Raw genomic sequence first — 14,915 nt, 5'->3', positions numbered from 1 at the left:
CGATGGCTACGCTGAACAAAGCGCTGACGCGACCTGCCGCCATAGCCGGCATTCCCCTCGTGCCGTTCGTGATGGTCAGCGGGGCCATCGTCCTGCTGGCGGTCTATGTCAGCTATTACCTGATATTACTGCTTATTCCCGCCTGGCTGGAGATGAAGGCAAAGGCCAGAACCGATATTCACTATTTCGGCCTGCTCTGGCTGGCCTTTAAAACCCGTGGCCGTTTTGGCACCAATAAACTTTTTGGTGCCAATGCCCTGCTGGCAAACCGCTATGACGCCGTCGACGTCTCGGAGTTTATTGAAAAAATGAAGTTAAACGAGCACGTTACGCTGGATAAATACATTCCGTATTCCTCCCATATTCACCCGCACGTCATCAGAAACCGCCAGGGTGATTTGGTTGCCAGCTGGGAGCTGGAGGGCACCGTTTTTGAATGCGAGGACGAACACCACCTGACGTTAATGGCGACGCATCTCAATAACGTTATTCGTGCATTTGAAGGCCTGCCGGTCACTTTCTATCTTCACCGTATCCGGGAAAAATACCACGCTGCCTTTGACGCAAATTCAGGTATTCCCTTTTCTGATGAAGTGACACGGTGGTATTACCAGCCGATCAACGAAAAGCCGTTCTGGCGGCACCGGCTGTTTTTCACCGTCTGCCATGTGCCCTTCTCTCCGCTTGAGAAAAAGGCCATGAAGGCGCAGCCGTCCGGTAAACGCAAAGCGGCGCTGGATGATGCTCTGAAAGTGATGCTGGAACACCGGGATGCGCTGGCTTCAGCGCTGTCCCGCTATACGGCGACGCCGCTGGGAATGTATGAAGACAACGGGCGGGTGTATTCCGCCCAACTTTCCTTGTATCACCGCCTGCTCACCGGCCAGTGGCAAAAGGTGGCGGTCACGCGTGCGCCATTTTATGAAACGTTAAGCACGCCGGATGTCTTTTTTACCACCGACACCGCCGAGTGCCAGACGGTCAGCGGATCCCGCTTTTTTCGCAGTCTGGAAATCAAAGATTATTCGCCTGAAACCGCGACAGGGCTGCTGGACGCGCTGCTGTATGCCGAAAGCGAGTATGTGCTGACGCAGTCCTTCACCTGCATGGCCCGCGATGAGGCGCAGAAGCATATTCGCCTGGCGGAAAAGCGCCTAAATTCGGCGGACGACGACGCCATCTCGCAGCGCGAAGAGCTGATTGTATTGCGCGACCTGCTCCAGTCCGGGCATGTCTCCTGCGGAAAATACCACTTTTCCCTGCTGGTATCTTCAGACAGCCCCGAGCAGGTGGTGAAGAATGCCAACGCGCTGGCCCAGCCCTTCGCCGATCTCGGCATCATGACGACGCTGTCCACGCTGTCGCTGCCCGCCGCGTATCTGGCGCAACTGCCGGGTATCTATACGATGCGCCCCCGTCTGGTGGCCGTCAGCAGCCAGAACTTTGCCGACCTGGCGAGCCTGCACAACTTTCATTCCCACAAGCGGAGCGGCAATCCCTGGGGTGACGCCATCGCCATCCTCAAATCCCCTGGCGGTGGCGGGTATTACCTGAACCTGCACGACAGCCAGAGCGGACGGGATGACTTCAACGAAAAAACGCCGGGTAATACGGCGATTATCGGTAAAACCGGCTCAGGGAAAACGATGCTGATGACCATGATGCAGCAACTGATGCAGAAGTACCGCAATCCGGCGACGTTCTCTGAATCAGCCCCTCTTAAGCAACTGACTACCGTGTATTTCGACAAGGACCGGGCGGCGGAGATGGCGATACGTCAGATGGGCGGACGCTACTTCCGTATCCGTACCGGCACGCCTACCGGGTTCAATCCTTTTGCGCTGGCCCCAACCCGGCGGAATATCAGCTTTATCAAACGGCTGGTGCGCATGCTGTGCCGCCGCAACGGCAAGCCGCTCGATCCGCGCGATGAGGAGCGGATCAGTGCCGCCGTGGATACCATTATGCTCGACTACCCGCCGGAATACCGCAAATTCGGTATCACCCGACTGCTGGAAGTCCTGCCGGAGCCGCCAACCACCGATGCCCGCATCAACGGGCTGCGCATTCGCCTTAAACAATGGGCACAGGGCGGCGAGTTCGGCTGGGTATTCGACAATGAGGAAGACACCTTCATCATCAGCAACATTGATAACGTGGGTATCGACGGTACGGAATTTCTCGATGATGAAGATATTCGCGGCCCCATCACGTTTTATCTGCTTTATCGCGTCACCAGCCTGCTGGACGGCCGCCGGCTGGTGATGTTTATGGACGAGTTCTGGAAATGGCTGGCCGATGTCGAATTTTCCCGCTTCTCGCTCAATATGCTGAAGGTGATCCGCAAGCTGAACGGCATCTTCGTTCCCGCCACGCAGTCGCCTGACGAAATCGTCAAGCACCCGATTGCCCCGGCGATTATCGAGCAGTGCAGCACGCAGATTTTTCTCGCCAACCCGAAGGCCAGCCGGGCGGATTACGTGGAAAAGATGAAAGTGCCTGAAAGCGTGTACGACATCGTCAGAAACCTCGATCCGGGGGAGCGCTACATGGTGGTTCTGAAAACGCCGTTACGCGCGGGTGAAACCCGGCCTTTTGTGGCGATGGCGAAAATGGATTTAGCGGGTCTCGGGAAACTTACCAAAATGCTGAGCGGGAGCGAAGACAACCTGAAGCTGTTCGACACGCTTTATCAGGAAGGAATGCAGCCTGATGACTGGAAAGCCGAATTCCTTGAACAAGCCCTGTAATATTCATGACGGAGGTAATGAAAATGCGGTTCAGAGATATCATACTGGCATTATCGTTGTTTATTTCCACCCAGGCGCTAAGCGCCGGAATACCGGTATTCGACGCCGTACAGAATACCGAATCCATGAATCAGTGGATCCAAAAACTCCAGCAGTGGCAGGAAACGGTTACCCACTATAGAAGTGAACTTGATGCCTACAAGCAGCAATTAGCCACGGCAACGGGCGTGCGTGACGTTCAGGCATTTCTCCGCGAGGCCAAAAGTCTGAAAACCGATATTGATAATCTTCGTCAAAACGGTATTTCACTGGATGACCTGCTGAGCAACCAAAGCGGGTCATATTCTTCTGAACTGAATAGCTTGTATAACAAATATAAAACGTTCGATACCTGTAACCCGTCCAGCACTTCACAACGCTATCTGGACAGCTGCAAACAGAGGATCCTGAATCAGGCCGTAGCGATAGAAAATACGTCCGAGGTTGAAAACAAGATCACGGGCACGCTCGGTGATATATCAGATTTATCAGACCGTATTGCTAATGCGCAGGATTCGAAAGAGTCACAGGACCTGGCTAACGCCATCGCGGCGAAAAGCGTACAATTGAATGCGCTGACCAGCCAGTGGGAGATGTCAGTCAAACAGACTGAACAGCGAGCAACGCTGCTGGAGCAGCAAAAACAGAAAGCCTTTGAGCAACAGCAATTAACTGCGCCCGTTGCCGATCTGAACTCTCTATAGGGAGGTTAACATGTTGAAACCCGTATTAACCTTATGCGTCATGTCAGGCATTCTCGTCTTATCCGGTTGTAAAGAGACGAAATCAGAAGCCTGGTATAAAGAACATCCCGATGACACCTATAAGGTCTATACGCAATGCCTCAAGGATGGCGAGGCAAGCGACAACTGCGAGTTTGCGCACCGGGCAGCACTCATGTTTGCCCAGGCAGGTAAACCCGGCATCAGGGAAAAATTCGAGACACTGTTTCAGCAGGAAGCCCAAAAAAGAAAATCCGTCACTCAGTAAGATCCCCGCCAACAAAAACAGGGATCCCTCCCTATTTTATCCCCTGTCTGTTCCTGACTAATGAGAGGCACCATGTCCGGTGGTATTTTTGTTGGTATGGACAAAAACATCATGGATGGACTCAATGCCGTGTTAGAAGGTCAGTCTTCTACCTACGGCACCCTGATCAGTGCGATTATCGTCAGTTCCTTCACCCTATTTATTACGTATCGCGGGTATCAGACGCTTGTCGGCAAACTCCAGACACCGGTTGAAGATGTTGTCTGGGATGTGGGGCGCATGTTGCTGATCACCACCTTTGTTTTAAACCGCGATGGCTGGCTAGATGCCATCATTGCGGCCATTGAAGGGCTTAAGGACGGCATCAGTGGCGATGATAATGTCTGGGCGCTGCTCGATACGGTGTGGGAAAAGGCACAAGCGCTGGGGCAAACGCTGTTTAATCTCGATACCTCCACCTACGTTAAAGTGAATGGCGGCTTTGCCGAGGTGTTGGTCTGGAGCGGTGCAATCGTTCTGTTACTCGCTGCAACTTTTGTCAACCTGCTCGCCGAAATCACCATTCTGTTAATGACCACCACCGCCCCACTCTTTATTTTCTGCCTGCTGTACGGTTTTCTTAAACCCATGTTTGATAACTGGCTGAAAACAATATTTACCGCAATCTTAACGATCATGTTCTCTGCCCTGTCTGTCCGAATCGCCATCAACTACCTGAATAAAATACTGGATGCCGCCACAGCAACGTCTGCAGAAAGCAATATGGTGACCCTGGCGGCGCAATGTTTGCTGGCCGGGATTGCCGCAGGCGTCGTGGTGTATTTTTCAGCGAAAATAGCCACTGCGCTGAGCGGTGCCGCCGTACAGGCCGTGTTACAGGGTGCAGCCATGAGCGGACTGAGCGGGCTGGCGAGCCAATCTGCCGACGTCGCCAGACCCGGCATGAAGGCCGGAGGCCGACTGACCGCCAAAGGTGGCATGGCAGCAGCCGCGACAACCGGCAGGTTCATTGCCGCAGGGGCGGGCAAAGCCGTGAACGCCTGGCAGAAACGTGCCACCGCCATCGAAAGCATGAAACGCCAGAATCAGCAGCGTCACCGTTAATCCTCCCGACCGCTAATTTCTTTTCTCCGTCACGCCGTGGCCTATGCCAGCGGTGCGGCCTTCCTGCATTTATCCGATAAGAGGCTTCCATGAAATTCAGCATCTTGCTTCTGGTGCTGTGCGCGCTTACTGGCTGCGCGCAGCATCAGGGCGACCTCCCGCCGGTTTCCGGCGATCCCCAGCCGGTGAATTCCCCCGCCATGATCCAGGAGCTGACTCACCATGTCTGATATTCAGCGTATCATTAATGTCTCGCGCTCTTTTGAATCCATCCTGCTGGAAAAAGAAGAGCGTTCCCGCAAAACTGCCTGGCGGGTGGCCGCTGCCGGGCTGATTCTGGCTGCACTGGCGATCACGGCCATGATTATTCTGCTGCCGCTGAAAACCACTGACATTGAATTGTGGTCGGTGGATAAACAAACCGGTCGTTATGAGTATATGACCCGCATTAAAGAGCGGAATATTGCGTCTGAAAAAGCGCTGGCCCATTCACTGGCGGCACACTATGTCAGACTCCGCGAAGGGTATAATTATTTCTCCCTCCAGCGTGATTATGACGACGTACAGTTATTTAACAGCGACAGCGTGAACCGGGATTATCTGGACGGGTTTAACGGCGACCAGGCACCGGACGTTATTTTTAATAAAGCCGAATATGTCGTCTATATCGACATTATTTCTAATGTGCATGCGCCTGCCACCGGACCGGATAACCTGGCAACACTGCGTATTAAGCGCACCCTCCGCCGTATTTCTGATAATTCAGTGAAAACGGACTTCTGGAATATCCGCCTCACTTACCGTTATGTCCCGCATCAGCAACTGACGGACAGTCAGCGTGAAGTGAACCCGCTGGGCTTTATTGTCACCAGCTACCAGCGCGATAAAGAACTGAGGAACGAATGATGCTGAAAAACATCCTGCTCCTGACGGGCTTAATGGTGTCATGCGAGGCATGGAGTGCCGCCACCCCGCGTGGCAGCGGCTATGACAGCCGGATGCAGAACGTATCGTATAACAGCCAGAACGCCACCGTGGTGAACACCCGCCCTGGCTACGTCACCACGCTGCTGTTTGACGACGATGAAGCTGTAATTGATGCGCAAGCAGGCTTTCCCAAAGGCTGGACGGTGACGAAAAGTGATAACCGGGTGGGCGTCAGCCCGAACCCCATCACCCAGCCGGTGACGGACGCCAGCGGCAACAACGTCAGTCAGGTATTTTTGCCCACGGCGAAGGACTGGAAGACCAACCTGTTCGTGGTGACCTCAAAGCGTGATTACAGCCTGGAGCTGAACGTGCTGGACCACGATTCCCCCGCGCAGGCGTTCGTTATCCGTTACCACTATCCGACCGAGGTTCGCCAGCAATCCGCCGCTGCCAGCGCCGCGCGTCAGGCGCAGCTACGGAAAAGACAGGAGCTGCAGCAAATAGCGGCAGCATTCGGAGTGGCCGGCACACCGCGCAACTGGCGCTACACCAAACGGGTCGCCGCCGGTTCGGCCTCCATCGCACCGGATTTTGCCTGGGATGATGGTCGTTTTGCTTATATCGGTTTTTCCCCCATCAGAACCCTGCCTTCCGTTTTCCGGGGGGTTAACGGACGAGAGCAGGCGCTCACGCCCCGGACGGTTAAGCAGGGTAACTACATCGTGATGGTGGTGCCGGCAGCGCCACAACTGGTGTTACGTTACGGCACCTCGGTGGTGGGGCTCGAAAACGACGGATTTGGGCGCATCCCGATAACCCGCAGCGACACTGTTTCACCGTACGTTACGCTGGAGGCGAAATGACCGATAAACCTGTCCCGGACGAACCGGAAAAAACCACCGCAGAGCGGGAGGCGGAAGCCCGCGAACGCGCCCATGCGGCAATGGCGTATCAGGAGCCGGAGCAGAGAACATCCCCCGGCCAGCCGGAAGTGACCCGTTTTCGTAAGGCATCCGGTCACCGCACGCTGATCGTCAGCCTGCTGAGTCTGGCGCTGGTGATCGCCCTGGCATCCGGCGGCGATCGTCTTTTCAGTGCATTGAAAGGGGGTAATGAGAAAGAAGCCGACACCGCGCCGCCGCCTTCTGCCGGGAAGACGCTTCATGAGCGTCAAAATCTGGGCATGGACAGTAACCCGTTTGGCCTGTTCGGGCCGCACACACAGGACAAAACAGACCCTGCCAGCCAGGCCGTCACTGACGCGCCAACCCCGCCACCGGCACCACCCGCCCTGAACAAGGCAACCGCGCTGGCTGACGGGCTGAACAACGCCCGAACAATGCCGGGCGATACTGCACGCACGTCCCCGAGTGAAACGCGCAGCAACGCAGAAACGTCCGACAGTCCGTCATCATCCACGACGTACACATCCTGTCCGTCAGTACTGACCAGAGGTAAAGATGGCCGCCTGCGCTGCCCGGAGACTGCCGCGCCGGAAACGGATAACAACGACAATCCGGGCGTCGCCCGCGTCACCGGCGTCAGACGGTTGGGTCTCGATCCTGATCTCTATATCCCGGTGGACCGCTATATCCCGTGTTCGATGATGTGGCGCTTCGTGTCCGATGTCGGGGGGCATATTTCCTGCCTGGTCAGTGAAGATGTTTACAGCGCCAGCAACCATGTGACGCTGATCCCGGCGGGAACGGTCGCCCGTGGCATCTACCGCACCGGGGCGCTGCAACACGGACGCAGCCGGATGTTTGTGCTGTGGACGGAGCTGCGTACGCCTGAGCCCGGCAGCCTGCAAATCCCGCTAACTGATACGCAGGCCAGCGGCCCGCTCGGCGAGGCGGGGATCTCAGGTTGGATCGACAACCATTTCTGGGAGCGCTTCGGCAATGCCCTGATGCTCAGTACCGTGCAGGACGTGGCTGCGGCGGCGTCGGATGCTGCCCCGGGGAAAGACCGCAATACCGACTACACCGAAAACACCCGCGCCGCCACGGCGGAAATGGCGAAAACGACGCTGGACAACAGCATAAATATCCCGCCCACCCTTTACCTGAATCAGGGTGATGTCATCGGGATCATGACCGGCACCGACATTGATTTCTCATCCGTCTGGCAGCTACGACTGAAAAAGAGGTGGTATGAACGCTGAAAACCTGTCGCTGGATTTTATGAAAAACCAGCTGTTTGGTGATTTTATTGCGCAGGACGGCCTGACGGAAATTGCCGTTAACCGGCCGGGTGAACTGCATACCAAAATCCGGGGGAAATGGCGAAGACATGAAGCCCCGATTACGTTGCGCCAGTGTTACGCCTTTGCCAGAGCGCTGGCGTCCTGGCAGGAAGATAATATCGACGACACCTCGCCGATCCTTTCCGCCACGCTTGAGTCAGGCGAGCGCATTCAGGCCATTATTCCCCCGGCCTGTGAGCGTAATACCGTGTCTATTACGCTGCGCAAACCCTCATTCGGGCAGAAAACGCATCAGTCATGGATTGATGCAGGATTTTATAACCGGGTAAGCGGTCAGGAGCGAACGGAAGGCAAAGATGTTGAACTGACCCGTTATTATCAGAGTGAGGATATTCCCCGCTTTATGGAAAAAGCGGTGGAATACGGCAAGACGATTTTTATCGTCGGTGAAACCGGATCCGGTAAAACCACCTATATGAAAACGCTGCTGCACCATATTCCCCGGCACCTCAGGCTGACCACCATTGAGGATAATCCCGAAATCCGTTTTTATCACCACACCAATTATGTCCATCTCTTTTATCCGGCGGATGCCGGGGATAATGCCATTGTCACGCCCGGCAGACTGATACGCGCCAATTATCGTATGAACCCTGACCGGATATTACTGGCTGAAATTCGCGGGCGGGAAGCCTGGGATGCCCTGAAAATCGTCGGTTCCGGGCATGAGGGATTGATGACCTCCCTGCATGCGGGCAGCCCGGAAGAATGTATTGAAGGGTTAATTGACCGCTGCTATGAAAACCCTGACTGCCGGAACATGACTTTCGACGTGCTGTTACGCAAGGTGCTTAAGAGCATTGATGTGATAGTCAGCATTGATATTCACGGTGGCATACGCCGGATGAGTGATGTTTATTTTAAACCCCTTCATCTCAATGACATGAGAGGTGTATTCAGTAAAGGGCTCCAATAAATAACTTATCAAAACACACAACCCTCGTTTAAATATGAAGGTGACCGAAATGAAAAAAGCAGTATCCTCCGCATTATTACTCTGCATTATGGCGTTATGTTCAACTTCCGTCATGGCCGCTGACGCCTGTGAAGTGGTGATATGCATGTACGGCAAAGCCACCGGGAACGGCGGCGGCAATGAATGCCATTCGGCCGAACGTGCATTCTTTAATATCGTGAAAAAGAACAAGCACGGTTTTCTGCCAGACCATACTGCCGATGCCAGAAAATCATTTTTACTTGAGTGTGACTCGGCAGCCCCGGCAATTACCCGCCAGATTATCAATAAATTTGGCCGCATGCGTGGTTAATTAGCGGAGGTTATCTTTATGACCAAGCCGGGTTTTATTCAGCATCCCTGGACACATCAGCGTGGGGATTCCATGCGCGCAGCCTGTGTTATTGAGCACATTGAAAATGAGGCGATGCACGGATGCGGTCTTTATTATGAAATTTATCACTACCGGGTTGTCTGCCGGTTATTGCAGTTGCTGCAAACGCTGAACGCCACCGACAGAATAACGCTGACAGAAGAAGCCAACCGGCGAGGGTTTACGCTGGATGAAACCAGCATTAAAGAAAGTCGTCAGTGTTATTCTGACATCATCAGGGAAATCAGCGAGAGCCACTATTAATCCCTGTATTAATTTTATTCGCAGGTCCCCTATAGTGCCAAAATATTTTAGCCGAGTCCGGCTTAAGGCGTGGCGGTTTTCAGGTTTTTACGGCCCAGCACATTTTTCGCGGATTAAGGCGTGAAGAAATGGGGCCTTAAAAATGAGGCAGCGGACAGAACTATTTTCGCGGGTTAAGGAGCGAAAATAGTTCAGGCACCGCGCCTCACCGGCAAACAGCCGCGCCCACGCGGATTTTGCCGGCCGGGGGGAGCCGAATAAATTTCGCCGCCCCAGCGAGCGGAAAGCTGTCGCCCACGACAGCGGTTTATTTGGGGGGCATCGCCCCGCACACCGTCGCGGCTAAGTCTCCGGCCCAAAGCCGGTAGCGTGGCGCGACCACCCTCTTTAAAGGTCAGCTTCCCTTTTATTCCCGCTGCGAGGAACGAGCAAAGGGAAGAAAAAGGCGAAAGCGACCGTCTTAAAGGGGGTGGTCGCGCGTAGCGGGCGACGGTGTGCCGCCGTTGACGTTGGGGGTTTTGGCTCGGCGTCCAGCCGCGACATTACCCCCATGCAACATATCATAAGGGCGTCCAGCCCGCATGAACTGGCGCACGCCGTGTTGTGCAGGGAAGCATGCTTTCCTGCATATGGCCGTACAGCGGCCACCTTCTTTAACCCATACGCTCGCCCCGCCTTTTCGCCCGACACCGTGGGGCGAATTGATGGGGCGATGTCATGGGGCGAACTGGTGACGAAGGAGGCAACGTGATTTTGAATAAGCTGGCCGTTTCACTGTCGCCGATAGTGAATGGCGCGCTGAGCTTCATTGCTATTATGCAACAGCATCAACTGATGCTGGCGCTGTTATCGGGGCTGACGATGCCGTTTTTCGCGTCGATGAAAAGCGATGAACGTCAAAAAGCCCCGTTGTGGCAAAAGCTGATTATTGCTTTTGCCATGCTGTGTTTTCTTTCCGGTACCATGGCCCCGGTTGTTATCTGGATTTTCCAGTGGCTTTATCAAGGCCGTGTAGTCGCCAGTATTCCCGTTCTGGCATGGCCAGTGCTGATTATCTTTACCGTAACGGGTTTTATTTTGCATATTCTGCTGCGCAGGGTATTAACACCTGAATTAGACAAAATAAAGAAGCGCCTCGTCAGAAAAACCACGCTTGAACGGGAATTACGCACCGATGTCCGTACGGTGAAATCCCTGCTGCCGGAAACACTGCATTATAATCCGCTGGATTATATCGACCTGAACAAAGGGTTATTTATCGGCATGGACCGCGATACTCAGCCGATGTACCTGCCGTTAAAAGACTGGCAAAAACAACACGCGGATATCATCGGCACCACCGGCGCCGGTAAAGGGGTGGCCACCGGGATATTACTTTACCAAAGTATTCTGGCCGGTGAAGGCGTATTTGTGATGGACCCCAAGGATGATGAATGGGCACCCCACCTTTACCGAAAAGCCTGTGAAGATGCCGGGAAGCCCTTTGCCTTAATTGACCTGCGTAAACCCCAATACCAGTTAAACCTGATTGAAGAGATCACCGCCGATGAACTGGAAGAGCTTTTTGTTGCCGGGTTCAGCCTGGCAGAGAAAGGTCAGGAATCTGACTTTTATCGGATTGACGATCGGAAAGCGGCCCGGATAGCCGCACAATTTGTCACCCGTAATACTGCCTCAACCATTCGGGATGTTTATAACGGCGACTACGTTCAGGGTATTGCAGATAAGATAAAAGCCTTTTTCGGGAAAATTGAAGAGCTTGCCTTGCTCAATGCCATCAATGCGCCGACAGGATTTTCGCTTAATACGATATTTGAGGAAGGCGGTTGCTGTTATGTGATTGGCTCAATGCGCAACAGCAAAATCATTACCGCTCAACGTATGTTGCTGGTTCGCCTGTACCAGCTGGCAGAAAGGCGCGAGCGAGTGAAAAACGTGCCCCGCCCCATTGCTATTTATCTTTCCGAACTGAAATACCATTTATCCAGGCCCGCGCTGGAGGGTTTAGGCGCGGCACGCGATAAAGGTGTGCATATTATTATGGACCATCAGTCGATTGCCGATTTAAAAGACTGTCCGGCAGATTTGAAAGGTGACGCCGTTGTCGGCGCGGTCGTTGAGAACGCTAAATTCAAACTGGTTTATCGTGTCATGGATCCGGACACCGCTGAATGGGTAGCCAGGATGTCAGGCACCATATTAGTCGATGATGAGGTCCGCAAAGCGAAAACCAACGCCGTGCTGACAGAGACTATCGACAGCGAACGCACCATCAGGCAGGCCGAGCGTTTCTTTACCGACAGCAATATGATCCTGAACCTACCCGATTTTGTCAGCTTCATCTTCACGACAAAAGCACTCCCCTCTGCTTCGCTGATTTCGCCCATCAGGGTGAAAAAACGCGAACTGGAGATCTGTGCCATGTCGCCCGCGATTGCCGCCACCGCAGCAACAATAAACATCGCATTGGATTTTAGCGAGGAGGAAACTTCCCCCGGACCCGCATCAACGCCGGATATCACAGCAACTCGATCCGATCTTTTTTTTGATACGGACGAAAAAGACACGACAACACCGAATACCAATAAAGAAGAAAACCCGTCATGGCTGGATTTTTAAAGGGGAAATGATGCTCATCACCGCATACAGCGAACGCCAGACGCGACACCGCGAAAAAATACAACGACTGCTGAATTTTCTGAAGGAAGAAACGTACAGTGACTTTAAAACGCTGATGCTGCTTTTCGGCTTCAGGGATCATAAATCGCTGTATTCCCTGCTTTCAAAAGTCGAGGGAATGGGCTTAATACAAAAGCACGTCCTGGTATCACGCACCATGAAAATTTCATTGTGGGGAATAACCAGTGACGGGATAGCCGTGGTGTTAACACCCGATGACGTGCTTTTCCCGGCACGGTTTGAGCCGTCAAAAATTACCGGCTGGACGCTGGAGCACCACCTTGATAATCAGTCAGCCCGGATTATCCTTGAGCAAAAAGGCGCATCCGGATGGATAAACGGCGATCGCACAACCTTCCTCAGCCGTTATCAGGTCAGTCACCGCCCGGACGGTCTGATCACCCTGCCCGGCGGCACCGTGATCGCCATTGAGACCGAGCGCCGTCTGAAAACCAAAGCCCGTTACCAGTCGATCATCGCCAGCCATTTGCTGGCGCGGACACGTAAAAACTGGATTTACGTTTTTTATATCGTGCCGGACCCGCAGAAAAAGCGCAGTCTTGAACGGCACTTTGACAGCATCAGGCACGTCATCGTTAACCATCAGCACATCCCGCTGGAAACCCGCCACCGAAATGTCTTCCGCATCTACACGCTCGACGAGTTGCAACGGCTGGATTTAGGCAACTGCATATAGTTGTTCTGTATCACCAACTGCCCCAACCCGCCCACCAGCAGCGCAACGACCGGAAATCATGCCCTACCGAAATACTCCCCCATCATCAGAACAGACAGGAGTCCAGAATGAACAGAGAAACTGATCGACTTTCGGACGTACTAATCGAAATGAGCGCAAAAGCGCTGGTGACATGGATGACGCATTCCGCATTGCAGGACATACCGCGTGAAGTATTACTGGTTCGCGGCAATGATTTTGTCTATGCCCTTCACGCAAATTTTGTGCTGCTGCGTGATGTTCTGTCAGAAACACTGGAAGATATTGAACAGCAGAGCCATGACCTCGAAGAAAGACTGAATAATCTGGAACAGCGGCTACTTGCGCTTCAGGCAGTTGCTGGTAACCGAGAATAGCTGCCCATTCAGCCCTGTCCGTGTGACTTGCTTTATTCCACTGTAGGGACATGACTGTTCGGTGCTCGCCTGGCTGCGCTCCGCCTCACTCATGCCTCTACAGCGTTACTGTTTTAAGCGGCCCTACACGCAAAGCCACATTCCGTTGCGACTCCTTCTTGCTCAAATTTTATCCATCAAATAACGATGCGCTTTCGATGCCGCGCTGGCGGCCTTGAAAATAAAGCGTTTGTCGTTCTTCAGTGCTTTCAGCCATGAAGCGATATAGCTTTCATGCTGAACCTCTCCGACAATCCCCAGGTCCGCCATCAGGAACGCGCTTCCCAACTCGGCGATCAATTCCTCAAACGCATAACCCTCACTATCAAACTTCCCTTTCATTTCACGGTTCAGCCGGCTTTTTGCCCCGCTCCAGTGAACCAGCTCATGCAGTCCGGTGGCGTAGAAATTGGCAACATCGCTAAAAAGACAACGTTCAGGTAAACGGATTTCATCGGTTGACGGTGCGAAAAAGGCGTTTTGTCCCTTCTCAATGATGGTTGCACCACTGTTACGGAAAAGCGCTTCCGCCTGCGGTAATGGTTCAAAGGTCTCTGCCGGGCAAACTGCTTTGTCACTCAGAGGCAAACCGTCAATTTGCTCAACATTGAACACGGTGAAAGTCTTCAGCATCGGAATGTAGTCAGTTTCTCCGTCGTCATTTTCCTTCTCCAGCGTGGTATAGAAAATGGCGGTAGTGCCGTGTTCTCCCTTACGTACCTGCCCGCCTTCCGCTTTTGCCTGTTTGTAGGTCATCCAGCGCGAATCATTGAATCCCTGTTCTGATGCACTGCACCACAGCAACATGATATTCATCCCACTGTAAGCTGCTCCAGTTGAGTAATTTGAAGGCAATCCTGACATACCCGGTACGCGCTGCCACGGGCAAGACCACGGTTTTACACCGGCTTCAAGCGCTGCAATGATGTTGTCGGTGACGGTCTGATAAAAATCTGTTCTGGTTTGAGAAAATTTCGTTTTTGAGGAGCCTGACTGCTCCAGCGGGGATACGCTGGTCACCGTTGCGGTGTTAGGGGCGCAAGTCTGGGTGGTATGCAGGGAAATGGTCATGTTTTTTCTCCGTCAGTGGTGTGATTTTCGTCTTCGTATCGCCTGACGGTTCGCTTTCCCGGCATCGTTCCGGCCTGCAAGGGCGCAGAATGCGTGCCATTTACCCTTGCGGGACGGGTTGTGCTGGGAAACGATTTAACGGAAGCAGATATGAAAAGGGAAAACACGTAGGAGAGGACCTGCTGCCTTCTACCAGTGTTGTAACGCAGCTTGCTTCATGGTGTTGATAATTCTGCTTATTATTTTGAGGATGGGATGTATACGATCCGCGATCCGGAAACATAGAGACCATCCATCTCAAGTGTTCTGTCGAATCACTTTTTTGTTTAAAGAAGCATCATAAAAGTATTGGTTTTTTTTATA

At 53.3% G+C, this 14,915-nt stretch carries 15 protein-coding genes; 14 read left to right on the top strand and 1 reads right to left on the bottom strand.

The genetic code is table 11. The annotated features are described in order from the left end of the window. The first annotated feature begins 2 nt into the window (after positions 1–2). The 14 genes from ABLU88_RS03150 (at position 3) to ABLU88_RS03085 (ending at position 13,442) form a co-directional block, all read left to right on the top strand. On the top strand, positions 3–2,750 hold the full coding sequence (locus ABLU88_RS03150) for a VirB3 family type IV secretion system protein (RefSeq protein WP_196588745.1): 2,748 nt from the start codon (positions 3–5) through the stop codon (positions 2,748–2,750). A gap of 23 nt (positions 2,751–2,773) precedes the next feature. Beyond that, a complete protein-coding gene (locus ABLU88_RS03145) occupies positions 2,774–3,493 on the top strand; it encodes a type IV secretion system protein (protein ID WP_159214480.1) in 720 nt (239 codons plus the stop codon). Positions 3,494–3,503: 10 nt separating this feature from the next. Then, positions 3,504–3,779 (top strand): EexN family lipoprotein, encoded by a 276-nt coding sequence (locus ABLU88_RS03140; RefSeq protein WP_038423101.1) that lies wholly within the window; start codon positions 3,504–3,506, stop codon positions 3,777–3,779. Positions 3,780–3,851: 72 nt separating this feature from the next. Beyond that, positions 3,852–4,883 carry a type IV secretion system protein gene (locus ABLU88_RS03135; RefSeq protein ID WP_159214481.1) on the top strand — a complete coding sequence of 344 codons (1,032 nt, stop codon included), beginning with the start codon at positions 3,852–3,854 and terminating at the stop codon, positions 4,881–4,883. A gap of 89 nt (positions 4,884–4,972) precedes the next feature. After that, positions 4,973–5,113 (top strand): hypothetical protein, encoded by a 141-nt coding sequence (locus tag ABLU88_RS03130; RefSeq protein WP_009635182.1) that lies wholly within the window; start codon positions 4,973–4,975, stop codon positions 5,111–5,113. Continuing rightward, positions 5,106–5,789 (top strand): type IV secretion system protein, encoded by a 684-nt coding sequence (locus tag ABLU88_RS03125; protein ID WP_159214482.1) that lies wholly within the window; start codon positions 5,106–5,108, stop codon positions 5,787–5,789. The genes ABLU88_RS03130 and ABLU88_RS03125 overlap by 8 nt, the downstream gene beginning before the upstream one ends. Next, on the top strand, positions 5,789–6,676 hold the full coding sequence (gene virB9, locus ABLU88_RS03120; RefSeq protein ID WP_159214489.1) for a P-type conjugative transfer protein VirB9: 888 nt from the start codon (positions 5,789–5,791) through the stop codon (positions 6,674–6,676). The genes ABLU88_RS03125 and virB9 overlap by 1 nt, the downstream gene beginning before the upstream one ends. Next, positions 6,673–7,977, top strand: a complete 1,305-nt coding sequence (virB10, locus tag ABLU88_RS03115; RefSeq protein ID WP_159214483.1) for a VirB10/TraB/TrbI family type IV secretion system protein — start codon at positions 6,673–6,675, stop codon at positions 7,975–7,977. The genes virB9 and virB10 overlap by 4 nt, the downstream gene beginning before the upstream one ends. After that, on the top strand, positions 7,967–8,995 hold the full coding sequence (virB11, locus tag ABLU88_RS03110) for a P-type DNA transfer ATPase VirB11 (protein ID WP_159214484.1): 1,029 nt from the start codon (positions 7,967–7,969) through the stop codon (positions 8,993–8,995). The genes virB10 and virB11 overlap by 11 nt, the downstream gene beginning before the upstream one ends. A 49-nt stretch (positions 8,996–9,044) precedes the next feature. Next, the gene (locus ABLU88_RS03105; RefSeq protein WP_064387418.1) at positions 9,045–9,347 is read left to right on the top strand and encodes a TrbM/KikA/MpfK family conjugal transfer protein; all 303 of its coding nucleotides are present in this window, start codon (positions 9,045–9,047) and stop codon (positions 9,345–9,347) included. Positions 9,348–9,365: 18 nt separating this feature from the next. Further along, positions 9,366–9,671, top strand: a complete 306-nt coding sequence (locus ABLU88_RS03100; protein ID WP_064387419.1) for a hypothetical protein — start codon at positions 9,366–9,368, stop codon at positions 9,669–9,671. 747 nt (positions 9,672–10,418) lie between these two features. Continuing rightward, a complete protein-coding gene (locus tag ABLU88_RS03095) occupies positions 10,419–12,290 on the top strand; it encodes a type IV secretion system DNA-binding domain-containing protein (RefSeq protein ID WP_112216928.1) in 1,872 nt (623 codons plus the stop codon). A 10-nt stretch (positions 12,291–12,300) separates the two neighbouring features. Next, entirely contained in the window at positions 12,301–13,047 is a 747-nt protein-coding gene (gene mobC / locus ABLU88_RS03090; protein ID WP_112216929.1) for a MobC family replication-relaxation protein, read from the top strand. Positions 13,048–13,154: 107 nt separating this feature from the next. After that, complete coding sequence (locus ABLU88_RS03085; protein WP_112216930.1) at positions 13,155–13,442, top strand: hypothetical protein; 288 nt, start codon at positions 13,155–13,157, stop codon at positions 13,440–13,442. Between the two features lie 162 nt (positions 13,443–13,604). Here ABLU88_RS03085 and ABLU88_RS03080 read toward each other — a convergent pair whose 3' ends face one another. Then, positions 13,605–14,552 carry a zincin-like metallopeptidase domain-containing protein gene (locus ABLU88_RS03080; protein ID WP_112216931.1) on the bottom strand — a complete coding sequence of 316 codons (948 nt, stop codon included), beginning with the start codon at positions 14,550–14,552 and terminating at the stop codon, positions 13,605–13,607. Positions 14,553–14,915: the final 363 nt, after the last annotated feature.

The organism is Klebsiella sp. GW_Kp182 (assembly GCF_040062275.1).
Classification (GTDB): Bacteria; Pseudomonadota; Gammaproteobacteria; order Enterobacterales; family Enterobacteriaceae; genus Klebsiella; species Klebsiella michiganensis.
The sequence above is the reverse complement of the archived record's forward strand: the minus strand, read 5'-3'. Positions and strand labels throughout refer to the sequence as shown.

Excerpts from the sequence above, each read along its gene's own strand:
- mobC (WP_112216929.1), top strand. The coding sequence starts at position 12,301 with ATGCTCATCACCGCATACAGCGAACGCCAGACGCGACACCGCGAAAAA.
- ABLU88_RS03085 (WP_112216930.1), top strand. The coding sequence starts at position 13,155 with ATGAACAGAGAAACTGATCGACTTTCGGACGTACTAATCGAAATGAGC.
- ABLU88_RS03145 (WP_159214480.1), top strand. The coding sequence starts at position 2,774 with ATGCGGTTCAGAGATATCATACTGGCATTATCGTTGTTTATTTCCACC.
- ABLU88_RS03125 (WP_159214482.1), top strand. The coding sequence starts at position 5,106 with ATGTCTGATATTCAGCGTATCATTAATGTCTCGCGCTCTTTTGAATCC.
- ABLU88_RS03150 (WP_196588745.1), top strand. The coding sequence starts at position 3 with ATGGCTACGCTGAACAAAGCGCTGACGCGACCTGCCGCCATAGCCGGC.
- ABLU88_RS03100 (WP_064387419.1), top strand. The coding sequence starts at position 9,366 with ATGACCAAGCCGGGTTTTATTCAGCATCCCTGGACACATCAGCGTGGG.
- ABLU88_RS03140 (WP_038423101.1), top strand. The coding sequence starts at position 3,504 with ATGTTGAAACCCGTATTAACCTTATGCGTCATGTCAGGCATTCTCGTC.
- ABLU88_RS03080 (WP_112216931.1), bottom strand. The coding sequence starts at position 14,552 with ATGACCATTTCCCTGCATACCACCCAGACTTGCGCCCCTAACACCGCA.
- virB9 (WP_159214489.1), top strand. The coding sequence starts at position 5,789 with ATGCTGAAAAACATCCTGCTCCTGACGGGCTTAATGGTGTCATGCGAG.
- virB10 (WP_159214483.1), top strand. The coding sequence starts at position 6,673 with ATGACCGATAAACCTGTCCCGGACGAACCGGAAAAAACCACCGCAGAG.
- virB11 (WP_159214484.1), top strand. The coding sequence starts at position 7,967 with ATGAACGCTGAAAACCTGTCGCTGGATTTTATGAAAAACCAGCTGTTT.
- ABLU88_RS03130 (WP_009635182.1), top strand. The coding sequence starts at position 4,973 with ATGAAATTCAGCATCTTGCTTCTGGTGCTGTGCGCGCTTACTGGCTGC.
- ABLU88_RS03135 (WP_159214481.1), top strand. The coding sequence starts at position 3,852 with ATGTCCGGTGGTATTTTTGTTGGTATGGACAAAAACATCATGGATGGA.
- ABLU88_RS03105 (WP_064387418.1), top strand. The coding sequence starts at position 9,045 with ATGAAAAAAGCAGTATCCTCCGCATTATTACTCTGCATTATGGCGTTA.